Annotated in this window: 22 protein-coding genes and 1 pseudogene; 14 read left to right on the forward strand and 9 right to left on the reverse strand. The window is 49.7% G+C overall.

Annotation, left to right across the window (positions count from 1 at the left end):
• Positions 1–11 precede the first annotated feature (11 nt).
• The 9 genes and pseudogenes from AC0L4K_RS01380 (at position 12) to AC0L4K_RS01420 (ending at position 10091) form a co-directional block, all read left to right on the forward strand.
• Positions 12–305 (forward strand): WD40/YVTN/BNR-like repeat-containing protein, encoded by a 294-nt coding sequence (locus tag AC0L4K_RS01380; RefSeq protein WP_473267975.1) that lies wholly within the window; start codon positions 12–14, stop codon positions 303–305.
• Positions 230–1117, forward strand: a complete 888-nt coding sequence (locus AC0L4K_RS01385; protein WP_473267976.1) for a WD40/YVTN/BNR-like repeat-containing protein — start codon at positions 230–232, stop codon at positions 1115–1117. Before AC0L4K_RS01380 ends, AC0L4K_RS01385 begins: the two co-directional genes overlap by 76 nt.
• Positions 1110–3503, forward strand: coding sequence for an efflux RND transporter permease subunit (locus AC0L4K_RS01390; RefSeq protein ID WP_417225218.1), 2394 nt, complete (start codon positions 1110–1112; stop codon positions 3501–3503). Before AC0L4K_RS01385 ends, AC0L4K_RS01390 begins: the two co-directional genes overlap by 8 nt.
• Positions 3490–4326 (forward strand): universal stress protein, encoded by an 837-nt coding sequence (locus tag AC0L4K_RS01395; RefSeq protein WP_473267977.1) that lies wholly within the window; start codon positions 3490–3492, stop codon positions 4324–4326. The genes AC0L4K_RS01390 and AC0L4K_RS01395 overlap by 14 nt, the downstream gene beginning before the upstream one ends.
• Before the next feature lie 275 nt (positions 4327–4601).
• Positions 4602–6401, forward strand: coding sequence for an acyl-CoA dehydrogenase C-terminal domain-containing protein (locus AC0L4K_RS01400; protein ID WP_417225215.1), 1800 nt, complete (start codon positions 4602–4604; stop codon positions 6399–6401).
• 157 nt (positions 6402–6558) lie between these two features.
• Positions 6559–6876 carry an SCP2 sterol-binding domain-containing protein gene (locus AC0L4K_RS01405; protein WP_473267978.1) on the forward strand — a complete coding sequence of 106 codons (318 nt, stop codon included), beginning with the start codon at positions 6559–6561 and terminating at the stop codon, positions 6874–6876.
• A 142-nt stretch (positions 6877–7018) separates the two neighbouring features.
• Positions 7019–8682: pseudogene (locus AC0L4K_RS01410) on the forward strand (AMP-binding protein).
• Positions 8683–8696: 14 nt separating this feature from the next.
• Positions 8697–9269: a DUF2889 domain-containing protein gene (locus AC0L4K_RS01415; RefSeq protein WP_473267979.1), complete on the forward strand. Its 573-nt coding sequence runs from the start codon at positions 8697–8699 to the stop codon at positions 9267–9269.
• A gap of 51 nt (positions 9270–9320) precedes the next feature.
• The gene (locus tag AC0L4K_RS01420; protein WP_417225208.1) at positions 9321–10091 is read left to right on the forward strand and encodes an enoyl-CoA hydratase; all 771 of its coding nucleotides are present in this window, start codon (positions 9321–9323) and stop codon (positions 10089–10091) included.
• A gap of 35 nt (positions 10092–10126) precedes the next feature.
• Here the strand turns inward: AC0L4K_RS01420 and AC0L4K_RS01425 are convergent, their stop codons facing one another.
• Entirely contained in the window at positions 10127–10717 is a 591-nt protein-coding gene (locus AC0L4K_RS01425) for a 1-acyl-sn-glycerol-3-phosphate acyltransferase (RefSeq protein ID WP_417225206.1), read from the reverse strand.
• A 396-nt stretch (positions 10718–11113) separates the two neighbouring features.
• On the opposite strand from AC0L4K_RS01425, the gene fadB reads away from it, so the two are divergent.
• The 3 genes from fadB to AC0L4K_RS01440 all read left to right on the forward strand — a co-directional run bounded on the left by fadB (position 11114) and on the right by AC0L4K_RS01440 (position 15167).
• On the forward strand, positions 11114–13273 hold the full coding sequence (gene fadB, locus AC0L4K_RS01430) for a fatty acid oxidation complex subunit alpha FadB (protein ID WP_473267980.1): 2160 nt from the start codon (positions 11114–11116) through the stop codon (positions 13271–13273).
• 13 nt (positions 13274–13286) lie between these two features.
• Positions 13287–14465 (forward strand): acetyl-CoA C-acyltransferase FadA, encoded by a 1179-nt coding sequence (gene fadA, locus AC0L4K_RS01435; protein WP_417225202.1) that lies wholly within the window; start codon positions 13287–13289, stop codon positions 14463–14465.
• Between the two features lie 108 nt (positions 14466–14573).
• Positions 14574–15167, forward strand: a complete 594-nt coding sequence (locus tag AC0L4K_RS01440) for an acyl carrier protein phosphodiesterase (RefSeq protein WP_473267981.1) — start codon at positions 14574–14576, stop codon at positions 15165–15167.
• A gap of 18 nt (positions 15168–15185) precedes the next feature.
• Here AC0L4K_RS01440 and AC0L4K_RS01445 read toward each other — a convergent pair whose 3' ends face one another.
• The 3 genes from AC0L4K_RS01445 to msrB form a co-directional block, all read right to left on the reverse strand.
• Positions 15186–16322 carry a GIY-YIG nuclease family protein gene (locus AC0L4K_RS01445; RefSeq protein ID WP_473267982.1) on the reverse strand — a complete coding sequence of 379 codons (1137 nt, stop codon included), beginning with the start codon at positions 16320–16322 and terminating at the stop codon, positions 15186–15188.
• A gap of 184 nt (positions 16323–16506) precedes the next feature.
• Entirely contained in the window at positions 16507–16869 is a 363-nt protein-coding gene (locus AC0L4K_RS01450) for a hypothetical protein (RefSeq protein ID WP_417225196.1), read from the reverse strand.
• A gap of 92 nt (positions 16870–16961) precedes the next feature.
• On the reverse strand, positions 16962–18110 hold the full coding sequence (gene msrB / locus AC0L4K_RS01455; RefSeq protein ID WP_417225194.1) for a peptide-methionine (R)-S-oxide reductase MsrB: 1149 nt from the start codon (positions 18108–18110) through the stop codon (positions 16962–16964).
• A gap of 244 nt (positions 18111–18354) precedes the next feature.
• Here msrB and AC0L4K_RS01460 point away from each other — a divergent pair, with 244 nt between their 5' ends.
• Positions 18355–19047 carry a PilZ domain-containing protein gene (locus tag AC0L4K_RS01460; protein ID WP_417225192.1) on the forward strand — a complete coding sequence of 231 codons (693 nt, stop codon included), beginning with the start codon at positions 18355–18357 and terminating at the stop codon, positions 19045–19047.
• Positions 19048–19092: 45 nt separating this feature from the next.
• Here AC0L4K_RS01460 and selD read toward each other — a convergent pair whose 3' ends face one another.
• The 5 genes from selD to AC0L4K_RS01485 all read right to left on the reverse strand — a co-directional run bounded on the left by selD (position 19093) and on the right by AC0L4K_RS01485 (position 25581).
• The gene (gene selD, locus AC0L4K_RS01465; RefSeq protein WP_473267983.1) at positions 19093–21321 is read right to left on the reverse strand and encodes a selenide, water dikinase SelD; all 2229 of its coding nucleotides are present in this window, start codon (positions 21319–21321) and stop codon (positions 19093–19095) included.
• A 796-nt stretch (positions 21322–22117) separates the two neighbouring features.
• Complete coding sequence (locus AC0L4K_RS01470) at positions 22118–23188, reverse strand: hypothetical protein (RefSeq protein ID WP_473267984.1); 1071 nt, start codon at positions 23186–23188, stop codon at positions 22118–22120.
• 106 nt (positions 23189–23294) lie between these two features.
• Positions 23295–24131 (reverse strand): CvfB family protein, encoded by an 837-nt coding sequence (locus AC0L4K_RS01475; protein ID WP_473267985.1) that lies wholly within the window; start codon positions 24129–24131, stop codon positions 23295–23297.
• Positions 24132–24208: 77 nt separating this feature from the next.
• A complete protein-coding gene (gene luxS, locus AC0L4K_RS01480; RefSeq protein ID WP_215950375.1) occupies positions 24209–24721 on the reverse strand; it encodes an S-ribosylhomocysteine lyase in 513 nt (170 codons plus the stop codon).
• Between the two features lie 104 nt (positions 24722–24825).
• Positions 24826–25581, reverse strand: a complete 756-nt coding sequence (locus AC0L4K_RS01485) for a spermidine synthase (RefSeq protein WP_473267986.1) — start codon at positions 25579–25581, stop codon at positions 24826–24828.
• Between the two features lie 185 nt (positions 25582–25766).
• Here AC0L4K_RS01485 and AC0L4K_RS01490 point away from each other — a divergent pair, with 185 nt between their 5' ends.
• Positions 25767–25979 (forward strand): hypothetical protein, encoded by a 213-nt coding sequence (locus AC0L4K_RS01490; RefSeq protein WP_417225182.1) that lies wholly within the window; start codon positions 25767–25769, stop codon positions 25977–25979.
• Positions 25980–26068: the final 89 nt, after the last annotated feature.

The raw sequence follows: 26068 nt of genomic DNA on the forward strand, positions 1-26068 counted from the left end.
TTGGGAAGAGTATGGATCCGATCAGATCACTAATTCACAGTGTGGTGCTAGCGACGTTTGTTTTTGCCGCGAGCGCCTCCGCTGAGCAGGCCGCTGACCGCCTTAAAACCCCGGCGTTGATCTCCTATCGCGCGGGGCAGGCATTGATGCTCGATATCGCCGCCGATCAGGCGTTGGTCGCAGTAGGCGATCAGGGGGTGGTGATGCGCTCCACCGATCAGGGGCAGCATTGGCAGCAGCAGCCAACACCGTTCAGCGTCATGCTTACCTCGATTTTTTCTCAGATGCACAACATGCCTGGTTAACCGGACATGATGGGCTGCTGGCTGCGAGTCGCGACGGTGGTATTAGCTGGACACCGTTATTAGATGGCAATCAAGTTAACCAACTACGCCTGCAGCGCTTGCAAGAACGGGTCGCCGAGTTGCAAAGCTTGGCGGATGCCGAGCCGGATAATGCCTTGTTAGCGGAGCAATTGGATAATGCTTTATGGTATGCCGATGATGCTGCGGTGGCGGTGGAAGAGGGGCCTAGCGTGCCCTTGTTGGATGTTTGGTTTGCCAATGAGCGTCGAGGCTTTGCGCTGGGTGGCTATGGTTTATTGTTAAAAACCGAGGATGGCGGTCAACACTGGGCGTATTGGGGAGATCGTCTCGATAATCCCGATAATTTCCACCTCAATGCGATGATGGCGGATCACCGAGGTGATCTGTATATCGCCGGAGAAGCGGGACTACTGTTTCGCTCACAGGACGGTGGCGATAGTTGGAGCCGTATTGAAACCCCTTATGATGGTTCATTTTTTAGTATCACTGAATTTAAACAGCAGCTGTTTTTGATGGGGTTACGGGGACATCTGTATCGTTCTGTCGATGGTCTGGATTGGCAGACGGTTGATACCGGCTATAACGCGACCCTGCTGAGCGCCGTTGCGGATACGCAAAAACTGGTGTTATTAGGACAGGGTGGCTTGATTCTAGAAAGTTCGGATGGTCAGCACTTCACACCCATAGACAGTGGTGGGCGGCGCTCCCTCAGTGCCGGTGTTGCGGTTGATGGCGCCTATATTCTCGTGGGTGAAGGTGGATTGCTGAGCCTGGAGGCCGCAGATGAATAAGTTATCCAAGTTATTGCTGGCGCCGATTAAAAGTTCTGAAGAGTTTGCCGAACGGTTTCTGTTTCATCGGCGTTTGCCGGTGTTATTGGTGTTTGCAGCGCTGACGCTATTTCTCGCTTGGCAGGCGGTGCAGATTCGTCCCGATGCCAGTTTTGTAAAAATGATCCCTACCTCTCACCCCTATGTGGAGAACTATCTTAAAAACCGTGATGATTTAGCTGGACTGGGCAATAGTGTCCGGGTTGCGGTGGCGGTTAATGAGGGGGATATCTTTACCGCCGAGTATCAACAGACGCTGCAAAAAATCACTGACGAACTGTTTTTTATTCCGGGCGTTGATCGCTCGGCACTGACATCCATCTGGACGCCGAACGTCCGTTGGACTGAAGTCACCGAAGAGGGCTTTGTCGGCGGACCTGTGATTCCACCGGATTATGATGGTTCTGCAGCCAGCCTTGAACAGGTGAAATTGAATATTTTGCGTTCTGGACAGGTTGGCCGACTGGTAGCGAACGATTTTCGTTCGGCGATTGTGCAGGTCCCCCTGTTTGATAAACACCCGGATACCGGCGAAAAACTCGACTATCAGGCGTTATCACAACAGTTAGAGACTCTTATTCGGGATAAATATCAGTCTGATAAAATCACCGTTCATATTACTGGTTTTGCCAAAATTGTTGGCGATCTGATCGATGGTGCCGCGCAGGTGGCGGTATTCTTTGGTATCGCGTTGCTGATTACTCTCGTGCTGCTGTATCTCTATTCCCGCAGTATTACTGGCACCTTGGTGCCGTTAGCTTGCTCGGTGATTGCGGTAATCTGGCAGCTAGGGTTGCTGAAACTATTGGGTTTTGGCCTAGATCCCTATTCCATGCTGGTGCCGTTTTTGGTGTTTGCCATCGCCGTCAGTCACGGGGTGCAAATCGTCAATACGATCGCTTTGGAAAGCGCCCGCGGGGCCGACAGTTGGCTGGCCGCCCGTCGAGCGTTTCGGGCACTGTATATTCCTGGATTAACGGCGTTGCTGTCTGATGGCATCGGTTTTGTAACGCTGATGGTAATCGATATCCGCGTGATTCAGGATTTAGCCATCGCCGCTTCACTGGGTATAGCGGTCATTATTCTGACGAACCTGTTCTTGCTGCCGGTAATCATGTCATTGCTCGGGATTGGGGAGCGGGCAACGCAACGTGCCTTGAGTGCCGAACAGAAACAGAATAGCGTCTGGGATCGTCTTACATGGTTTGCGACTCCGGTAGGTGCTTGGACTGCCGTCATTGTGGCGGCCGTGTTGCTGGTCGGCGGTCTATATCAGGGGCAAAAATTGCAAATTGGCGACTTGGATAGTGGTGCGCCGGAGTTGCGAGCCGATTCCCGTTATAACGTCGATAACCGCTTTATTACCCAACATTATTCAACCTCCAGCGATATTTTCGTGGTGATGGTGGGGACAGAAAAAGATCACTGTTCGAGCTTTAATACGCTGGCGCTGGTGGATCGCTTTCAGTACTACCTGACCAATATAGACGGGGTGCAGTCGAGTGTTTCATTGGTGGATGTATCCAAACGGGTAACGTCGGGTCTTAACGAAGGCAATCTTAAATGGCGGACCATCAGCCGTAACCAGTTGGTGATCAATGCCTCGCTGTCTTATGTGCCTGCAGGTCTGATGAATCCTTCCTGCTCGCTGCTGCCGGTTATTATCTTTCTCGATGATCACAAGGCCGAAACCTTACAAGGCCTAACCGCGCAGATTGAGCAGTTTGCTGCCCGCTATGATTCTGATCAGATACGTTTTGAAATGGCGGCAGGCAACTCCGGCTTTGAAGCGGCCACCAATGAGGTGATCGGCACCGCCCAGTATCAAATGCTGGCTTGGGTCTATGGCGTAGTGGGTTTACTCTGCTTGCTGACCTTCCGTTCATTTAAAACATTGGTGTGTATTATTGCTCCCTTAGCGCTGACTTCCTTGTTGTGTCAGGCGCTGATGGCCAGTCTCGGTATTGGCGTGAAGGTGGCAACACTGCCGGTGATTGCCTTGGGGGTGGGTATCGGAGTGGACTATGGTATCTATATCTATTCTAAACTGAACACCTACCTGGTGCAGGGCATGGCACTGCCAGAAGCGTATCTCAATACCCTTAAAACCACCGGTAAGTCGGTTGCCTTTACGGGCTTAACATTGGGTATTGGCGTGGTGCTTTGGGTCTTTTCGCCGATTAAGTTTCAGGCGGATATGGGCATTTTGCTAACCTTTATGTTCCTTTGGAATATGCTCGGCGCACTGGTATTGATTCCAGCGCTGGCTTGTTTGCTTAACTGTGGTGCCACCGGTGTCGGGGCCGCAGGCGCGACTCAACGGGAGGTAAAAGATGCTGTTAAATAAGCGATTATTACTGGTGCTTGATCAACAAAATCAAGCCTGTCTGGCGCTACAGCGTTGTCATCTCATCGCCAGTCGTCTTCATAGTCCAGTGACGATGGTCTGGTTAGGCGATGATCCGGCTAAGGCGCAACAGGCGGTAGCACAGCTTGAAGCGGATGGCATCGACGTCACACTGCATCAGTGCCCACGTAATAAACTGTTAAAGCTGCTCGCTAAGTTGTTGTCACAGCAGCCGTTTGGTCTATTAATTAAAAGTTGTGATCCGCGTCAATCGGGCTTTATGACGTCGCTGGATGGGCATATCTTGCGTGATCTTCCCTGTCCGGTGTTGTTGGTTAAAGGAGACCAGCTATGGCAGGCGGGTGTAGTGATGGCGGCGGTTGATGCTTTGACCGAAGATGCGCATCAACGGCAGCTTAATGATGATGTGTTAACTATCGCGGCGCAGATTGCCGAGGCCACTGAATCGGCGTTGACGGCAGCGGTGGCATGCCCTTCGGCGATGATGGGAGCCGATCCGGTATTGCAGTCTGAAAATCTAATTCAAAAGAAGGCTCGGCAAGCTCTCGAGGCGCAGTTAAGTCGGTTGTCTTTGACGGCTAAAGCGGTGGCGGTGGGGGAAGGTCCAGCGGAGTATTGGCTTCCGGAAGCCGCCGCGCAGCTCACGGCTCGGTTGATCGTTATTGGCACGCGAGCCCGTGGCGGCTTGAAAGGGGCGTTGATTGGTAACACGGCGGAACGGATATTATCGCGGCTCGATTGCGATATCTTAGTCTTGAGGATTGGGCTCGCGGATGAGGTGGTGCCCGTATTAAAACAATGATGTTAATGTTTTCTTAAAAGCCCGGTTTTCCGGGCTTTTTTGTTAATAAAATTTAACGGTTGATTGTTTTTTAATATCTTGATTTTTAAAGATTAATTTTCCGCTATCAAGGTCGTGATTTTTTGTGTTAGTGATAATGGAAGGTTTTGTTATTGGTAAAGGCGGACGGTTAATAGATCCTTGGTGCATACAATAAATAACCAAACTTACCTGTATCAACGATACATCTGTATCTAAGCTACAGGTAGCGTTACAGGATCTATCGAGGTGTCATCATGCCGGAATACAAAGCGCCCTTAAGAGATATTCAGTTCGTACTGGATGAAATGCTGCAAAGCGAACAACATTATCAGAGCCTGCCTGGCTGTGAAGAAGCAACCCCCGATATGGTGGCTGCTATTCTAGATGAGGGTGCTAAATTTGCAGAGCGTGTCTTAGCTCCATTGAATCAGGTGGGTGATCAAGAAGGTTGTCAGTTGAATGATGGCGTTGTGACCACGCCAACCGGCTTTAAAGAAGCTTATCAGCAGTTTGTTGAGGGCGGCTGGCCGTCACTGCCCCATGACCCTCAATGGGGTGGACAAGGGTTGCCTGAATCGATTGGTATTATCTTAAATGAGTTGGTTGGCTCGGCTAACTGGTCATGGAGTATGTATCCCGGCCTAAGTCACGGAGCAATGAATACGATTGAAGCCCATGGTACTGAAACGCAGAAACAAACCTATCTGACCAAGCTGATCAGTGGCGAATGGACCGGCACCATGTGCTTGACCGAATCCCATTGTGGCACCGATCTGGGCATGTTGCGCACCAAAGCGGAACCTCAGGCCGATGGCAGCTATAAAATTAGCGGCACTAAAATCTTTATCTCCGCTGGTGAGCACGACATGGCTGATAACATTGTCCATATCGTACTGGCGCGGCTACCGGATGCGCCACAAGGCACTAAAGGTATCTCGCTGTTTATCGTGCCTAAGTTCGTGCCTGATACCGCCGGTGCGGTGGGTGAACGTAACAGCCTCAGTTGTGGTGCGTTGGAACATAAAATGGGTATCCACGGTAACGCCACGTGCGTGATGAATTTCGATGGTGCGACCGGTTATCTGATTGGACCCGAAAATAAAGGCCTGAACTGCATGTTCACCTTTATGAACACCGCCCGTATCGGTACGGCGCTGCAGGGCTTGGCGCACACAGAGTGGGGTTATCAGAATTCACTAGCGTATGCGCGTGATCGGTTACAGATGCGAGCACTCAATGGCCCTGCGTACCCGGACAAAGCCGCCGACCCTATTATCGTACACCCTGATGTGCGGCGTATGCTGCTAACCCAAAAAGCCTTTGCTGAAGGTGGTCGGGCGCTGATTTACTACTGTGCTCAGTTGGTCGATAAAGCGCATCTTACGGCGGATAATGATGCTCGACAGGAAGCAGAAACCCAGTTGGCATTCTTGACTCCCATCGCGAAAGCATTTTTAACTGAAACCGGTTTTGAATCCGCTAACCTCGGTATGCAGATCTTTGGTGGTCATGGCTATATCAGTGAGTGGGGAATGGAACAGAACGTTCGTGATAGCCGTATTTCGATGCTGTATGAAGGTACCACCGGCATCCAGGCACTCGACCTATTGGGTCGTAAAGTGTTGATGACTCAGGGGGAATCGCTGCGATCTTTCACGAAAGTGGTGCATCGTTTCTGCGAAGCGCAGGCTGGCAACAGCGCCGTTACCGAGTTTATCAGCCCGCTGGCGCGCTTGAATCGTGAATGGGGTGATCTAACCATGCGTATTGGTATGAAAGCGATGCAAAACCGCGAAGAAGTAGGTGCTGCATCGGTCGATTACCTGATGTATTCCGGCTATGTCACCATGGCATACCTATGGGCTCGAATGGCCGTTGTAGCGCAGGAAAAACTGGATGCCGGCGTAGGTGATCAGCGTTTTTATCAGGCCAAGCTGAAAACAGCACGTTTCTATTTTGAACGTATCTTGCCGCGAACCAAAACCTTAGAAGCGACCATCGATTCCGGCGCGGACAATCTGTTGGCGATGGATATCGCTGAATTCTCTAATTGATCCCGTTGAGTCGAATCTGATGCAGCGACTTCAATCTAAAGCCATAAAAAGTAAAGCAGGCCGAGCAGTCATCTCTGGCCTGCTAACATTAAATTATCGTTTGCGACGGTTGACCAAGGGTTCCGCGCAAACGAACGAAAGTCAGGAGAGTGCAAATATGAGTGATATTCAAGGATTGTTCGAGCAGATGGTGGGACGTTTTGATAGTGCCGCTGCGGCCGGCCTAGAAGCTGTCTTTCAGTACCGCCTAGATGAGGGCGATGCACATTATGCCGCGATCTCTAACGGTGAATGCACACTTGGCGAAGGTGAACATGATGAGCCGAGCGTGATTTTATTGATGGATACAGAAACCTTTAAAGAGGTTCTGAATGGCGAGACGAACGGCATGCAGGCCTTTATGGCCGGTCGTATCCGTGCCGAAGGCGACATTATGCTGGCAACTCGACTGGAATCGTTATTTCCCGTTAGCTAATGGCATTATCAGCAGCATCAGATCATAGTTGCTGCTGATTCTATTCGACTTTTTTATCTGAGCATTTATGCTGCAGTAAACGGGTTGGACATTGAATCCTGCATAAACAAGATAAAAAAATAACAACAGACAGGATCTGAACATGGATCATAAAACACGTGGCGATTGGATTCCTGACAGTCTGAATCCACGGGGCTATCAAACACTGACCGACGTTATTGCGCGGATGGTGGGCGATTATGCCGATAAAACCGCATTTACCAGTTTTGGTTATGCGATGAGCTATGCCGAGCTGGGACGGCTATCGGATGCGTTTGCGGTATATCTGCAGCAGGAAACCGATCTACAGCCGGGAGACCGGATTGCTATCCAGTTACCGAACCTTAATCAATATCCCGTGATTATGTTTGGTGCGTTGAAGGCAGGGTTGGTGATTGTGAATACTAATCCGCTGTACACTCCCCGTGAACTGGAAAATCAGTTTAAGGATTCCGGTGCGCGAGCGCTGGTGGTCTTTAAGGGGGTGGCACATAACGTCGATAAAATTATTGCCAATACCAACCTCAAATATGTATTCACTACCCAAATTGCCGATCTGCATCCTCCGCTAAAGCGGCTGTTGATTAATTCGGTGGCGAAATACGTCAAAAAAATGGAGCCTGCGTATCATTTGCCCCAGGCGATTGAATTGCGTCAAGCGTTAGCGAAAAAGGCGGGCCAGAAACCACAGACCGTGGCTAAGCAGTGCAGTGATATTGCTGTTCTACAATATACCGGTGGCACCACAGGTATCTCGAAAGGCGCGATGCTGACTCATGCCAATCTGATCTCGAATTTCTTGCAGGGGGTCAAGTTGATCTCTGATGCGGATAAACATTGGGCCGAAACGGTGGTTTCACCATTACCGCTGTATCATATCTATGCCTTTACTCTATCGATGGCCGTGTTGGAACTGGGGGGAATAATCTACTGATTGCCAACCCCCGGGATATCAACGGGTTTGTCAAAGAGCTGCAAAAGAATACATTTTCTGCCTTTATTGGCCTGAATACCCTGTTTGTGGCGATTTGTAATCACCAAGACAGCGATAAAATTGATTTTAGTCGCTTGAAGGTGACTCTGTCCGGCGGCATGGCGCTGACGTTGTCAGCCGCCACAGCGTGGCAAAAAATGACCGGTTGTGAGGTATTAGAAGCCTATGGTCTGACGGAAACTTCACCTGCGGTAGCGATGAACCCACCGGCTAATATCCGGGTCGGTACGATAGGGCCTCCGGTGGCTGAGACCGATGTGAAAATCGTTGGGGTTGATGGTCAATCGATGGCGGTCGGTGAAGTGGGTGAACTCTGCGTGAAGGGGCCTCAGGTGATGCTGGGTTACTGGCAGAAAGAGCAGGCGACCCGTAGTTGCTTTACCGATGATGGCTATTTTATCACCGGAGATGTGGCCGTTATGGATAGCGATGGTTATTTGCGGATTGTTGATCGGGCTAAAGATATGATCAATGTCTCTGGTTTTAACGTCTATCCCAATGAGATTGAAGATATTGTTACCCTGCATCCGGGTGTGATTGAGTGTGCTGCGATCGGTATGCCCGATGAGCATAGTGGCGAAATCGTTAAGCTGTTTGTGGTGGCAAAGGATGAACTCAGTAGTGAGGATATCCGTGACTGGTGTAAAGAGCGACTGACACCTTATAAAGTTCCGAAAATCATTGAATTTACCGATGACCTGCCCAAGTCCAATGTGGGTAAAATACTGCGACGTTGTCTGCGTAAAGATAGCCCCGGTAGTAGTGCAGCCTAAAACCGGAGGTGATCATGTCTTTATCGAAGCCTGTGCGACGGGCGCTGAAGCACCGTCGTAACGTCGAATGTTATGGTTATGCTCGCGATGATGGTCTGTGGGATATCGAAGCGCGTATGACCGATATTAAAACCGACACTGTGGCGCTGCCTATCCGTGGGGATGTGGCTGCGGGTGAGCCCTTTCATGATTTGGGTTTACGAATCACCTTCGATCAACAATTTTTAATCCATGAGGTTGAGGCGTTTATTGATGCCTCACCTTTTCCGATCTGTCCTAATATTGCTGTTGCTTTTAAAAAACTGGAAGGCACGCGTATCGGGGCGGGTTGGTCGCGGCAGTGTAAAACACTATTGGGAGGGCATCGAGGCTGTACTCATCTGAATGAGTTGTTGCCGGTTGTTGCGACGACCGCGGTGCAGACCCTTTGGCCTAGCATTGATGCTGATGTTATGAAATTAGGCGCGCCGTTGATGATCAATAGTTGCCATAGTTGGGCGCAAAACAGTGAGGTGATTAAGGTATTATTGCCGGAACATTATAATGCTGTGGCCCCCGAAAGCGTTGCCCCCGATAGTGCTGATTGATAGCGCTAATTGATAGTGCCAATCAAGCCGCGAATTAACTAGGAGCTCTCTGTGAACGACATATTAAAAGTAACCCTTCAGGATCGTGTTTGTCAGGTTTTAATGAACCGCCCAGAGAAAAAAAATGCCCTGACCCTTGAGATGTATCAGGGGCTGACGGATGCGATGATCGCCGCGGATAACAATCCGGAGGTTAGGGTTATTATCCTTGGCTCGACTGGCGATAGTTTCTGTGCCGGTAATGATATCGCCGATTTTATCGCGGCGGTGAGCCGTCCGGATGCCATTAAAGTGCCGTTGTTCTTTTTGCAGACTCTCGCCGCATTGAAAACGCCGCTGATTGCCGCGGTGCCGGGAGCTGCGGTGGGTATCGGTAGCACGGTGTTATTGCATTGCGACCTGGTAGTTGCCAGTGATCAGGCGCGTTTTCAGCTGCCATTTGCTCGCTTGGGCTTGGTGCCTGAGGGAGGCTCGAGTCTGTTGATGCCTCAATTAGTCGGTCATCGCCGCGCTTTTGAGCTACTGGTGCTGGGGGATTCCTTCAGTGCGGAGACCGCTAGTGACTTGGGGTTGGTCAACTGGGTTGTGACACCGGATACGCTGCAAACACGGGCGTTGGATGAAGCGACCAAATTGGCTGCGTTGGCGCCGGAAGCGGTGCGCCAGAGTAAAGCGATGCTGCGTAGCCACACTCAATCGCAGTTGGAAGCGGTGTTGGTTGCCGAGGTTAATCAGTTTGCCGAGCGGCTTACCTCCGATGAGGCCCGCGAAGCATTGATGGCCTTTATGGAGAAGCGTGCGCCGGACTTCTCCCGCTTTTAACCGTCAGTCTCGGTTGCTCGCATGCTGTATCGTCCTTACGAATGACCCTGCTGATTGCCCTTGTGGCGCAGCAGTAAGTCACCGTAAAGGGCTTTAATTTCGGCAATATCTTTGTCCGCATCACCGCTGGTGTAATACGCCGTGTAGATACCTGCACGGCGGGTGCGCCAATCGATATAGGTCGCCATCACCGGAACCCCGGCTTGATGAGCAATATGATAAAAACCACTCTTCCATTCATCCACCTGCGAGCGGGTGCCTTCTGGAGCGATCACGAGGTAGAGCTGATCTGCCTGTTGTAGCTGAGCTGCCGCCTGAGAGACGACATTCACCGACTTTGAGCGATCGATGGGGATACCACCGAGCCACATCATAAGGTGTCGGAAGGGAAACTTGAAAATCTGTACCTTTCCCATCCAATAGATCGGTAGATCCTGACTAAACCCCAGCATCAGGGCATAGGGAAGATCCCAGTTACTGGTGTGGGGTGCCCCGATGAGAACGCATTTATCGATCCCTTCAATCGCTGAAAAATCCACCTGCCAGCCTTTCATTTTTAGAAATTGGCGCGATAACCAACGCAGTGGCGGATGAAACAGTGTGCTGTTAAAAATAGTTGAATGCATGGAATGATCAGGAACGTTAGCGACTTTATCAAGCATTGTAGTGTTATTTGGCCTAATCGGATACGAAATGCCCTTTATTGTCCGTCGTGGAACCCCTAGGCTGCATGCCAAAATCGTGTAAATAACCTGTTTATGTCTTTGTTGCTCAAAAATGTTATTTATATCTTTTTATCTAAAACACTGTTTTTTATAGGTATAAAGCTCGTATAAACGATTATGTTATTGAATAAGGCCATTTTTGTTATTGCTGGAAAATCACCTGAGACTAGTATTAATAAGCCTGAGCTGTACGCAGTGTTATCTCCCTGTTTTTTTGATGTGGCAGTCCGGCGTACGGAAGAGGAGTCAGGTTCCTTACTATGACTAACAATAATTATCCTGAGTATGGAGTGCACCATGCAATTTGAAGGAAAGGCTATTCGGGTTCAGGAGATCGACAGCGGTTTTTATGAGCTGACATTCGATCTGAACAATGAGCCAGTTAATAAGTTTAATCGACTGACCCTAGGTGAGTTGAAAGAGGCGGTGACTCAGCTCAGCGCAGTTGAAGGCATCCAAGGGGTGCTGTTCAGTAGTGCTAAAGACTGCTTCATCGTTGGCGCAGATATCACAGAATTTAGTTCGCTGTTCGATCAAGGCGAAGAGGGCTTGATTGCCGCTTTGTTGGAAACCCACGGGATTTTTAATGCGGTAGAAGATCTGCCTTGTCCGACGGTAACAGCGATCAATGGTTTAGCCCTCGGTGGTGGTTTTGAATTATGTTTGTCGACCGATTATCGAGTGATGGGCAACAAGGCGAAAGTTGGCTTGCCGGAAGTGAAATTAGGCATCAACCCAGGGTGGGGCGGTATTGTTCGTTTGCCTCGTCTGATCGGTATTGATAACGCCCATGAGTGGATCTGCACCGGCGTTGAAAAACGCGCGGCGGCGGCTCTGAAAGATGGTGCGGTGGATGCGGTTGTAGAACAAGATCAAGTGCGCGAAGCGGGTATTAACCTGTTGCGCCAGTGCGCTGCCGGTAAGTTTGATTACGCCGCGCGTCGTCAGGTTAAACAAAGTCCTGTGAAGCTCAATCAGATTGAGCAGATGATGGCGTTTGAAACCGCTAAAGGCATGATCGGTGCAAAAGCGGGCCCACATTACCCAGCACCTTTACAAGCGGTTAAAACGATCCAGAAATCCTGCGGCATGAGTCGTGATAAGGCGATTCTGGCAGAAGCCCAAGGCGTTGCTAAACTGGCCTCCGGTCCGGTTGTGAAAGCGCTGGTGGGTCTGTTTATGAAAGACCAGTATGTCAAAAAAGTTAGTCGTGGCTTTGAAGCGAAAGCAGACAAAGTTCAGCAGGCGGCGGTTTTGGGTGCCGGTATCATGGGCGGCGGCGTAGCTTATCAGTCGGCCTCTAAAGGGGTGCCGATCTTGATGAAGGATATCAATGAAGCGGCCATTCAATTGGGGCTGGATGAGGCAAATAAATTACTCGCCGGTCAGCTTAAACGGGGCCGGATTGATGCTGCGAAGATGGCTGCGACCATCAACCGTATTCGTCCGACCTTGAGCTATGGTGATTTTGCGACGGTCGATCTGGTGGTTGAAGCCGTGGTTGAGAACCAAAAAGTTAAAGCGATGGTGCTGGCAGAAACCGAGCAGCATATCGCTGAAGATGCGGTATTGGCATCTAACACCTCGACGATCTCTATTAATGCCTTGGCTAAATCACTTAAGCGGCCGGAAAATTTCTGCGGTATGCACTTCTTTAACCCGGTGCATATGATGCCGCTGGTGGAAGTCATTCGGGGTGAAAAAACCTCCGATGCGACCATCGCACGAACGGTCGCTTATGCCTCGGCGATGGGTAAAACTCCGATTGTGGTTAATGATTGTCCTGGGTTCTTGGTGAACCGAGTGCTATTCCCTTATTTCGGTGGTTTCAGTGGCTTATTGCAGGATGGTGCTGATTTCCGTCAGGTGGATAAGGTGATGGAACGTTTTGGTTGGCCAATGGGGCCTGCTTATCTATTGGATGTGGTCGGTATCGATACGGCCCATCATGCGGATCAGGTGATGGCCGCAGGGTTCCCTGAGCGTATGTCCCATGAGGGCGAATCGGTCATTGACCGGATGTTCTCACTGGAGCGTTTCGGTCAGAAGAATAACAAAGGTTTCTATCGCTACGAACTGGATCGAAAAGGCAAGCAGGCTAAGCTGCCGGATGCTGAAGTCGATTCATTAATCGAAGGTGTAGTCGGAACTGGACGCGACTTCGATGAACAAGAAATTATTGAACGGATGATGATTCCTCTGTGTATCGAGACGGTACGTTGTCTAGAAGAGGGTGTTGTTGCCTCTCCGGCAGAAGCCGATATGGCAATGATCTACGGTATTGGCTTCCCGCCATTCCGCGGCGGTGTGTTCCATTACCTTGATGAGATGGGACTTGCAGCATTCTGTGAAATGACGGCTAAGTACGCTGAGTTAGGACCCCTGTATCAGCCTACTGAGACGATGCAGAAGATGGCCGCTGCTGGCTCGACTTACTTAAATAACACAGCTCACTAAGGAGGAATCGAAGATGAGTCTGAATCCAAATGATGTAGTCATCGTCGATGCGGTACGTACCCCAATGGGTAAGTCCAAAGGCGGTTCCTTCCGGAATGTCCGGGCTGAAGCATTATCGGCCAGCGTGATGAATGGCTTGCTGACACGTAACCCGAACGTCAATCCTGCTGATATTGAGGATGTGATCTGGGGATGTGTTAACCAAACCAAAGAGCAGGGCTTTAATATTGCGCGTAATGCGTCGGTATTAGCGGGCTTACCTCATAGTGTTGCAGGGCAGACGATTAACCGTCTGTGTGGCTCCTCTATGGCGGCGCTGCATACCGCGGCCCAAGCGATCATGACCGGCAACGGCGATCAGTTTATGGTTGGTGGCGTCGAGCATATGGGACACTTAGATATTCTTCACGGGATCGATATCAACCCGCAGATGAGCACTCAGGTTGCCAAAGCGGCGATGATGATGGGTCTAACTGCTGAAATGCTGGGTAAAATGAACGGTATCAGTCGGGAACAGCAGGACGCCTTTGGTGCCCGTTCTCACCGTCTAGCTGATGAAGCTCGCCGTGAAGGCCGTTTTGATAATGAGATCGTGCCAGTTGAAGGGCATGATGAAAACGGTTTTAAATCGTTGCTGGAGCAGGATGAAGTTATCCGTCCCGAATCTACTGTGGAAACCCTAGGACAGCTAAAACCCGTGTTTGTACCGAAGGTGGGTACGGTGACTGCGGGAACTTCCTCGGCATTTTCTGATGGTGCTTCTGGGATGTTAATTATGTCGGCGGCCAAAGCGCAGGCGTTGGGACTCAAGCCACGGGCGAAGATTCGTTCAATGGCGGTCGCGGGGTGTGATCCTTCAATCATGGGTTATGGTCCGGTACCCGCAAGCCAGAAAGCTTTGAAACGAGCTGGATTGCGCATTGAAGATATCGATTATGTTGAGCTTAATGAAGCCTTTGCGGCGCAGGGTTTGGCGGTGCTGAAAAACCTCAAGCTGCTCGACCAGATGGAAGAGCGGGTCAACCTGAATGGCGGTGCGATCGCACTAGGCCACCCACTAGGCTGCTCCGGCACGCGGATATCCACCACGTTGCTGAATGTGATGGAGCAGAATGACGGTACTTTGGGTCTAGCGACCATGTGTATCGGTATGGGACAGGGTATTGCGACGGTGTTTGAACGCCTGAACTAAGCGATTGTCCTGTTTGAATGCGTAAGCGGCGCTCCCCCAGAGGCGCTTGCTGTGTGACTCAAAACCCCGGATACTGTGAATGGTTATCATTGTATCCGGGGTTTTTATTTGAATTTTTTTGCCCATCTCGTCTTAGCGGAACCCTCGGTCGAATCCCGGGTTGGCAATCTTTTGGGCGACTTTGCTCGTGGTGTCGATACTCAGGCGTTGCCAAAAGAGGTGTTTGCCGGGTTAATCAACCATCGTCGGGTAGATCAGTTTACCGATCAGCACTCCGAAGTGAGTCGGTTGAAAGGTTGTTTTAGCGCCCAGCGGCGGCGTTTTTCCGGTATTGCGCTGGATGTTTTATTTGATCACTTTCTCCTTAAACATTGGCCACATTTGAGTTCCACGCCAGTGGATCAGGTGATCGATAGCCTGTATGCGGATCTACTGGCCGGACAGTCATTGATGCCTGAGCGCATGCAGAAGGTGACACAGCGGATGGTAGCGACAGATTGGTTTCGCGCGTATCAGCAGTTAGATGGCGTTTCTTATGCCTTGGATCGGATCGCGGGCCGGATTCGATTTCGACATGATTTTGCTGGTATAGGGGAGGAGTTGGCGGTGCACTATCCTCGTCTTGAGGCAGGTTTTAACGTGTTTTGTTGTGATCTATGTGAACGCTTTCCATCACCGTTAATGGATGCTGGAAAGCGTTAGCGTCATCACCCTGTAGGGTTATTTTATATTGCGTTGCGCCAGACGTGCTTGCAGAGAGCTGATTAGTTCCTGTTGGCCGTGTACTTTATTGCTGACAGCGGGTGTAGCTGTTTTGCGGTAGCGGTCGATAGTGTGAGCGATTTTCTGTTCTTTACTCAGGCCGCTATTGTGGCTAACCCGAGCCATCGTTACTTGTTTTCCTGCCAAGGGTTGGCCTGTCGCCGCACGACTTTTCTCTTGCTGTATCACCGCCAATTCAGCTTTCTTAGCGATATCCAAGTCCAATTCGAGGCGCGTTTCTTTGAGCGCTTCAGGCGCTTTCTTCATAGACAGCGGAATACTGCTGCGCATGGCTGACTTAGGCTTGGCTTTCGGGGCGGTTTTACGCATTCCTTGAGCACGGGCATCAATACGTGCCATGACCGCAGCCATCTCTTGCGCTTCGGCTTTTTGACGTGAGATTTTAGTCGTTTCACGGGCTTCCCGTTCTTGGACTATTTTCTCTTTAATTTGCTTTTCTTGTTTGGCAGAGGAGACTTTACCGATGGCCATTTTAGGCGTACTAGAGGTGCTGCTAGGCTTGACCGTGCTGCTTTTCGATTTCGTTTTCGATGATTTACTGCGTTTGCGGAATTCCATCTCAGCAAGAACTTTGTTCATTGCCATGGTTTCCTGTCGTTCGCGGACGATTCTCGCTTCCAGCTCAGCATCCCGTTTGCGAGCCAGCAGTTTGAGATCTGCTTCGCTAGCGGGTGTGTCGCCGGCTTCACCTGTTGGTTTCGAGATCTCACTCTTGAGCAGTGCTTGTTGTTCTGCTTCTTCTAGCAGAGCTAAGGCAGCTTTACGCTCTGCAGCGCTCTGACGATGGACCTTACTCGGTTTTGGCTTGGTAATGAGCCCCTGCAGGCTTTTACCATTAAAGGTTTCCATGGCGTCGCTGGTGAGCTCGCGTGCTTCACTGAGATTATCGGCAAAGCCCCATTCAGTAATGGCGAAGCTTTGAGCTCCGGAACTACGAATATCATTATAGAGTTCGGCTTCTACGCCTGACTCAGCCGCAATCAGCAGAGTCTCCCAATGACTGTCAATATCACTTCGGGTTGAACCGACATAAACCTGTTTAGAAACTGTGTTGGTGATGGTGAAAATAATCAAGATATTACCCGGAGCCGCTGGCAAAAAGAGGGCGTATTATAGAGATCAGAAAGGCAAAGGTAAGACTTGAAATTTAGTTTTTTTTCAGACTTTAATATTAACGTCGCTATCTGTCTGATTTAATAGTTTTTTAAGTCGAAACTCCGGTAATAAGGACAACAGAGAAAAATTGAATTAAATCGTTTTAGCGGCTTAATTGGGCAATTCTTTCTGCGAGTTGCTTATATTCAGAATAGGTATCTAGGGTTGGCTTTCTCAAACCGTAGGGTACTTTCGCGAGTCCGGTTGTTGTGCCGTTCGGTAACAGCAAGTGCCAAGCGGTTTTTAGCTGCAGGTCCTGATCTAACAATTGTTGGCAAGGAGGACTATCCCATATCTGGGATAAATTGATGTGGGTGTAGGCTTGTTCTAAACAGGCGTTAATCAGCGGGCGCTGTTTGATGATATATACCGCCGCTGACCGAGGATCTGTTAGCTGAAGCGCAACGGCCTGTTGGGCCATCAATGGCAGTAGTAGGATGATCAATAAACGGTAGAAGGCGAACAAACTGTTGCTCCTGTATCGGCGGTAAGCAGCAGTCTATCCTATTTTTTACGTGGGCTCAGCTATGTTTGCTGTTGAGTCCTGTTGAGTCCTGTTTAGTTGAATAGCTCAAGTTGTGCGCTATAGCCTTGTGCGGCCATCTGCTCTACGGGAATAAAGCGTAATGCCGCCGAGTTCATGCAGTAACGAAGCCCTGTTGGCTCAGGCCCATCGCTAAAAACATGGCCTAAATGAGAGTCGGCATAGACACTGCGGACCTCTGTGCGGGTCATAAAGAATTTTGTATCGCTGTGTTCACTGACCGCCTCTGGGGAAATGGGACGGGTAAAGCTGGGCCAGCCGGTGCCGGATTTATATTTGTCCTTGGATGAGAACAGCGGCTCGCCACTGACGATATCTACATAAATCCCTTCCTGTTTATTATTCCAATATTCATTCTGAAAAGCCCGTTCGGTGCCGTCTTCTTGGGTGACCTCATATTGCACTTCGCTCAGGCGTTGGCGCAGCAGCTGCTCTGATGGCTTTTTGAAGTGGCTGTAAGCATTACTGTTGTTAGTGTTCTGAATAGCAGAGTCTTGTTGCTGGCCACGGCCAAACTGAGTGAAGTCGGGATGTAGATCTTCGCCCCAGGTTTTTTCGAGATACTGGTCGCGGCCTGAATTAAAACGGTAGTATTTGTAACGAATTGGGTTGCGCTGGTAGTAATCCTGATGATAATCCTCGGCCGGGTAAAAGTCGGTCAATTTACTCAGTTCGGTGGCCAGAGGTTTACTGTAACGGCCTGATGCGGCCAGTTCTGTCATCGACTTTTCGGCGATCAGGCGTTGCTGTTCATTGTGATAGAACACCGCTGGACGATACTGATTACCTCGGTCAACAAAGGAGCCACTGCCATCGGTGGGGTCCATCTGTCGCCAGAGTGATTGTAGCAGGCCCTGATAGGTAATGACTTGAGGGTCATAGTAAACCTGTACTGCTTCGGTATGGCCGGTAGAGCCGGAGGATACTTCTTTATAACTAGGATCAGCTTGTTCGCCGCCGGTATAGCCGGAGATAGCCTCGGTCACTCCGGGGAGTTTTTCAAAACCTGCTTCGGTACACCAGAAGCAGCCGCCGGCAAAGGTCGCGACCTTTAGCCCTTGCTGTTGCAGATCCGCACGGGCAATATTTTCCGGCGCGGCGGTGACGCTCAAGACGCTAATGCCGGTGAGGGCGGTAAGCACAATAGCTAGCTTCATTTTCATAGGTTATCTCCGGGTGAATCACTGAATATGGACATCATAGCCAGACGGTGTGAAATCAAGCTGAAAAAAGAGATGCTAGGCAGTAGCGTTGGCCGTTCAATATTCAAAAAAATGTTAATGATTAACGCTTAATATGCTGCTTTATTAGGCTAGAGTTGTATGAATGGCTCTTGTGGATAGGTCTGATGAGGGATTATAGTATTCATGTTAGTCACTCGTTGGTTTGGATTTTAGCGGTGCTTGGATGCCTTATACAAATGAAAATGTCATTCTGAATGAGTTCCCCTCACTCGAGCAAGATAGTGTGATTCAGGTGAGCGATGCCGGTGGCTGTTTTAAGTATATGTCCCGCTTCTTCGGCATCGACGGCAAAGTAATTATTACCCGTTTGCCGGCAGTTACTCAGCTAATCAAAAGCGGTATGGGCAGTGATGAACTGACCTATAGAGACTTGTTCACTAAAAAGCGCAAGTTGGTGATGCGTATCATCTCTAATGGCCGTATCTATGCGTTTGAATCCGAGGTGATCGACCTGTTTCTGCAGGGGGGCCGTTTATTGATAACCAGTTATCCGGATAATATTCAGTCGCGTTGGTTACGCAAAGAACCCCGCTATCCCTGTGCCATCACCGCTGAGCTGATACTCAAAGAGCAGACGCTAAGTGGCATCATGATTAATTTTAGTAGTGGTGGTGGGTTGCTAAAACTGACCGAAGATCAAGATTTAACCGAGTTGCAGCAGGCCAAGACTGATAAGGTGGAGTGTATTATTAAACTGCAATTGCCGTTTGATGATAAGCCATCGGAAGTGCATGCGAAGGTGATGTCGGTATCGCCGGTGGATCAGCATGCGGGAATGGCTTTTACCGCCGACCGTGAACTTATCTTACGTTATATCAACGCTCTTAAACTCGAATCGGTCGGCGATTTTTTCTAATTATGCTGGCTGTTTTAGTGTCGCCATCTATTTAAGTCGCTTCGCTTAGGCGAGTACTACTTGCATTTGCCCCTCTTGTTTTACACTGCCGATGATACAGGCTTCGCTATAACCCGCCGCTTGTAGCTGTTCGATGATGCTATCCGCCTGATCCGCTTTGACGGCCGCGAGTAACCCGCCGGCTGTTTGCGGGTCAAATAGTAGTTCGATTAGGGTATTGCTATTGAACTCATCAAGATTGGCAATTAAGTGGTCAAATTTTCTGTTTTGTGGATGTAGCGAACTCAGTAGGCCTGCGCGTAGACACGCGAGTGCCCCCTCCATCACGGGGAGATTTTCCAGCCATAGGCGCGCTCCCATATCAGACCCTTCTAACATTTCTGAGAGATGTCCGAGCAGGCCAAAACCGGTAATGTCGGTGCAGGCATGGGCACCGGCCGCCGACAGAATTTGGCTAGCCTGATAGTTTGAATGGAGCATCTGTTGGAGTGCTTGGCTGATCCAGCGTCCTTTCGCCTGGCTGCGCATATCACTGGCAAACAGGGTACCGGTACCCAACGGTTTGGTGATAATTAATCGATCGCCCGGTTGCAACCCTTGTTTAGTGAGCAGTTGCTGACGATCGGCGAGACCGTTGATGGTGAAGCCCAGTGTCAGTTCGCTGCCTTCCGAGGTGTGTCCGCCAATCAAACCGATATTGCAGTCGCTAAATACCTTACTAGCCCCGAGTAGTAGGTGGCGCAGGCGCTGTTCGACAATCTCATCGCTGGCGTGGGGAACGCTGACTATCGCTTGAGCGCTATGGGGCGTTGCTCCCATGGCGAAAATATCCCCTAGTGCATGGTTGGCGGCAATCTGACCAAATAGATAGTCATCGTTGACCAGTTGTCGGAAACTATCGACGGATTGCACCAATAGCTTTCCGACGGGGACATCAATAACAGCGGCGTCATCGGGGCGTTTAAGACCGATCTCTATTTCAGTAGGCGGCGCGGGTAGCTGCTTTAACACGCGGTTAAGAATACTGTGACCTACTTTAGCGCCGCAGCCGCCGCATCGCATATCTGGATTTTCGATCTTAAGCTGAGTGCCGGGTGTTTGATCCGGCAGTTCAGTTAAATCGCTGAAACGGCGCATAAAGGTTTGATCGATCTTGTCTTTCCACCGCCATACCCAAGCACCGGCGAGGCTGAAGGGGCCGCGTGAGGCGACTGCATAGCGATCTCCAGTGCTGATGAGACTGAGAAATTGCTTTTGTGGTTTGTAGCGAGATAATGGCTGTCCTGAGAGTGTCGCCTGAAGGTTGCGCAGTAAGGGCGCACCTTGGCGAACCGCGAAAACCCCGGCTTTCGGGCGAGGGAAATTGATCATTTCAGCGATATCACCCGTGGCAAATACCTCGGGATGGGAAACCGATTGCAGGTAGTCATTGACGCGAATACAGCCGTTCTCGGCACATTCTAGTCCTGCACGTGCGGGCCAGTCCGCTCCTCGGGCCGTGGTGGCCCAGAAAATTTCATCTAAAGCGATGCTTTCTCCGGCCGCGTTGATAACGCGCCCCTGTTTGACCTGCTCGACGCGGAAATGGGTATGCAACTCAATTTGGCGCTCTTTTAGCACCTGTAGGTAACGCCGTTGTACTCGTTTATTCAGACCCATCAGAATCTGCTCAGGGCCACAGATAATATGGAAATGTAAGTGGTTGGTGCGGCGTTGCTGTTTGCTTAGTTGCTTTTGCAACTTATATTGCATGGCTAGCAGGACTTCGACCGCGCTAGCACCACCGCCTACTGTCGCGATATGAATATCTTGGCTGTCGTCCCCTTGCATAATGCGCGCTTGAAGGTCATCCCAATATTCTAGTAGCTGTTTTACGGGTTTCACTCCAGTCGTGAACTCACTGGCACCAGGAATGGTGCTGAGGGCGGGGGTCGAGCCAGTATCGATACTCAGAAGGTCATAACTAAAGTTTGGATGGTTGAGGCATTGTACGGTGCGATTAACCGGATTAATGCCCGTTACTGAATCTTCAATGAAATCAATGCCGGCATAGCGGCAGAAGCGTCCAAGGTCTATATGCGCCTGATCAAAACTGTAATGTCCCGCTATCAACCCCGGCAGCATGCCCGAGTAGGGAGTTTGAACTAGGTTCGATATTAGGGTGATACGTACTCCCGCGGGTTTATTCATCCCCATCATTAGCAGAGCGATGGCGTGAGCATGTCCACCTCCGATAAAGATTAGGTGTTTATTAGCGGTAGGATCCAGTTGCATGGGGTACTCGGTCTCATTTGAAGGTTCGCTATATAGTAGCGAATAAATGGCCAGAGATAAGAAAAAAATACCGGGTGTGTGCACCCGGTGAAGATTAACAAGAGCCTGACAATACCTGCGGTAAATGAGTGGTGGGCGTGAAAGATAAACGGACACCGTAAAAATCATATTACCGACGCATTATCGTTGCTCGAAAGAAGGCGGGAGGGCCGGCCAAATCGGCCTTCCCACCATAGACAGATTACCGGTGAGGTGAGAGCAACCTGCCTGTCCTAACGAACGAGATTGATCTTAATGCAAATGAGAATGCTTATCAATAAGTTTTTAATCATATGACTGTTTATAAACTGATCCGTGCTTTAAAAGCTAGGTTTTATGGGCACTGAGTCGGTTTATAAGTCGCTATGCAAAGGTTTTCCCATAGGATATCCACAGAATAAGGGGATAACATGACCGTGTGGATGGTTTTAACGAATCGATGACGTTGAAGCACGGTTATCAACGTCGTTATAGGGGATTTTGATTAAAAAAACTCATTCTATTTGGTGAATGTGAGTAATATGGAGAGCTGAAAGGGCTTCAGGACGTGTTATGTCCCTATTTTGTGGATATGTTCGTTAGGTTTATACAACGGTATCAACAGGGATATAAACAGGTTTAGCTGGATATTGTTGCCAATAGCGGTTATTCACAGGTCAATAGGTTGAATTGACCCCGAATAACCATCTTAATTTGTATTCGGCCATCATCGTGGGCTGATAGTTGTGATAAATCGGTCTATTTAAGTTGTCAGCGGTTAAGCGAGCTTTTTCAACAGGGCAACACCCTGTTTATAACCCAAGCCGCCGTTGCCATGTACGGCGCCGAGTGAGTGTGTAGGGCTTGCTAGTAGTTGTTGATGCATCTCGATCAAGCTATTCAGTGCCGGGTTATTCCACGGGCCTTTGGCGAGGTTCATACCACCGGTGATGGTGATCAGGTGTTGTGCGAGAAATGCGGGTAATTGTGTTAATTGATCCACTAGGCCACTCGCGAGTAAGAAGGCCATCGGTACAACCGGATAGCAGGTATACACCTCGAGCAATGCGTGACCATCACGGAATTGCTGGGCGAAGTCGATCTGTGCCTGCTGACAAGCGGATTGATAGGCTTGCTCTAGATGCTGATAGCGAGCAATTTCGTCGATATAGGGCTGGCCATCACCGGCTACAATGCCCAGTCCAACGGCCGCAATCTCAACGGTTTCTGCTGGGGTGATATTAAGCTGCTGAGCGACTGTGGGGCTAGTTATTAGGATTCGACCGCTAAAGTCGATTAATGGGTTAGCACAATCGACACCGCGAAACAGTGGTGTAATCAGTTTATACCAGCGCTCATCCGGTAGTTGGTCAGTCGCTAGTGGCTCTGTTGTCAGACTTTGAAAACGGCGTTTATAGTTTTCAAACAGCTGCTCGGCCAGTTCTCGAAACTGCTCTGCATCACTATGGTGACGTTGAATAAACTGTTCTGCTAGTTCGTTATAGGCTTGCGTTAGGGGATAATCGTTTCCGTAGACGGCCATCAGATCGAGCCGTTCTTGGCGTTCATAGCCGCTGCGTAAGTTATCCTTGCCGGTGATGACGACGGCATCGGCGGCGCCAGTGATAATTAGCTGCCGCGCATCGGCTAGGGCTTCAATAGGACCACAGCCGCTACGGTAATGATTAGGTAATAGTTCACTGAGCCAAGGCGTACTGAGTGGATCAATCACTAGTTCTGTTAACCGGTGTCCCTGTTGTTGCAGTGCTGCTTCTTGGGCTAAACAGTGCTGTAACGAGCTGTGGTTATCGACAGTTTTAGCGGAAGCAATAATCAGGGCCTGAGTCATAGTGTTATGTCCTTGGAAAAAGGCACTAGTTTATCAGGGTTTTCCTGTATATGGTAAGGGGCCGCACTGAAAGCGCAGACCCTTATGTTATCGCGTTATGACGGGGCTATTTGGTGAGGAGGCGGATGCCGTTCTCTTCGATGGCGATTTTTCGTTCTTTATATAGACGACCGATGGACAGCTTAAAGGCTTTTTTACTGCAGCTGAACAGTCGTTTAATCTCTTCCGGTGAGGTTTTATCATTCGCTGCAATAAAGCCGTCATGGTCTTCTAGCAGGTGCAGAATACGCTTGCCGAGATCATCGGTTTTACCATAACCCAGTTGTTGTAGGCTTAGGTTGATCTTGCCATCGGGGCGAACCAGCTTGATAAAGCCTTTCATCCGCTGACCGTAGCGTACCGGTTTGAAAACATCATCATCGTATATTACACCCCAGTGCTGACCATTAATGATCGCCTTGTAGCCAATATGGGTGTGCTCTTCGATGATCAGGTCGACCTGCTGGCCTTTTTCGTAGCTATGGGGGTAGCTATCGAGGAATTTATTCAGCTTGGTTGAACCGGCGATGCGGTCGGTTTCCTGATCCAGATAGAGATAAACGATCTGTTCCTGATCTTTTTCGACTGTTTTTTTCTGCTCGCTAAACGGCACCAGTAGATCTTTGGGAAGGCCCCAATCAAAGAACGCACCGGTACGGTTGAGATCAACAACTTTAAGGCAGGCGAACTCGCCGATCTGCGCTTTAGGCGTTTCAGTGGTGGCGATCAATAGATCATCGGAGTCGCGATAGATAAAGACCTCTAACCGGTCACCTGGTTGCGTGTTTTCTGGTACATAACGCTGGGGTAGCAGAATTTCGCCAAGCTCTTCGGCATCAAGATAGACGCCGAACTTAACTTGTTTGACCACTTCCAGATTATTGAACCGGCCGATCATTGCCATGGGGGTTGTGCCTCTAGGTAAAATAAAAACGGAGCCTGATCACTCTGGCTCCGTTACTGAATCAGATATCGATTTGATTAGGAATGGGTTTCTAGGAACTCAGGGTCCAGTTTCAATTCGTCGTTGCTGTTAACGCCGACGCCACGGTGACGAATGTTATCAGCAATCGCTTTAGCTTCGTCCAGTGAGTGCATATGGTAGGTACCGCACTGGTATTCGTTCAGCTCAGGGATCTGATTTTGCTGTTCGACATGTAAGACATCGTCCATCGATTCCAACCAAGCGTTGGCGACTTTTTGCTCTTCAGGTGTGCCGATCAGGCTCATGTAGAAACCGGTGCGGCAGCCCATAGGGGAGATGTCGATAATCTCGACGCCATCGCCGTTTAGGTGGTTACGCATAAAACCAGCAAACAGGTGCTCAAGAGTGTGGATGCCTTTTTCACTGAGTATCTCTTCGTTGGGACGGCAGAAACGCAGATCAAAAACAGTGATGGTGTCGCCATGGGGGGTGGTCATATTCTTAGCAACACGAACCGCTGGCGCATTCATACGGGTGTGATCAACAGTAAAGCTATCTAGCAGAGGCATGTGTAAATCTCTCAGAAATAACAAATAGTATAGTCAAAGATTATCCCAGTATTATGCGGGGAAATTAACCCTTAGTGTCGGATTTCTTTTCAATCGCGCGGCGATCATGATTCCCGTATCCGGTTTAGTAACTTTCGTGCTGGAAAGCCGAGCCGTTTTTCCAGCTTTTTCGCGCCATTGAGCAGGGCTCTGGGGTTCGATTCCGGCTTGCCACCTTTAAAACCAAAGGCGATCAGGTTACCGCTATCGACAGTGCAGCAAAGCCAGTTATCGCCGAATAGATCGGATAGTTGCTGATTGGCGCGGGGGTGATAGCCATGGCCTTCATCCCACAGATTTAAAACTAACACTCCTTGATCACTGAGCAGACGATAGCATTGCTCAAGATATTCTTTTTGCAATTGTTGATGCTGCATACCGGTATCGCTGAACAGATCGGTGAAAATGAGATCTGACGGTGTGCTGCTTTGACAGAGGTAATCCATGGCATCACTGATGGTAATGTTTAGCCTCGGCGTCTTCGGCAACTGAAAGTGCTCAGCAGCGGTGGCCAGCACCTGGTGCCTGAGTTCGGCAACTTCGATTTGAAGATCCGCAGAGTAACTTAGCAGGGCATGTATTAGTGAGCCGCCACCTAATCCCAGCATCAGTGCCTGTTGCGGTGTGGGTTGGTAGAGCAGCCCAAGCAACATGACCTGTAAATACTGATACACCGGATATTCCGGGCGACTACGATCGATACGGCTCTGTTCACCGCCGGCGCCAAAGCTCATATAACGATAGGGGCCATCGTCATAGACATAAATAGGGCCGTATTCATCGAAATTACGGGTGATCTCTGTTCCTTGCAGGGTGCTCAAAAAACGATTCTCCAAAAAATCAGGCTTACAGCTATAGGGTTGAAGCGATAAAAGGCTTAACTCATCTCTCTCATAGCACTTGTTTTTATGCTAATTAGCCACTTAGTTGAACGGCGCGGTGGCATAAAGTGATCTATCATTAATCGCCTGTCATTAAGGATAAACCCATAACGAGGGAGACACTCATGAAGCAAAGTGAGTTAGTGCTGGCGCATTGTATCGGCTGTGGCTGTGATGATCATCATAGTTGTGACACTGAAGCTGGAAAATGCACCTGGATTATTGTTGATCGGGAGTTAAAGGTCGGAGTTTGTAGTGGTTGTGAAGAGGCGCTAGTTGCTTGGCAGCAGGGGGCAAGAACAGCTGCGGCGGTTCAGGCTCGTATTGGCCATCACTGATTGTATAAACCATCTTGACCTAGTGAGCACCGGAATTAGTTTAGTATCCGCTTGTGGTTAAAAAAATAAAGGAGCCGGTGGCTCCTTTA

This window comes from Amphritea sp. GJ51-11 (genome assembly GCF_055808735.1).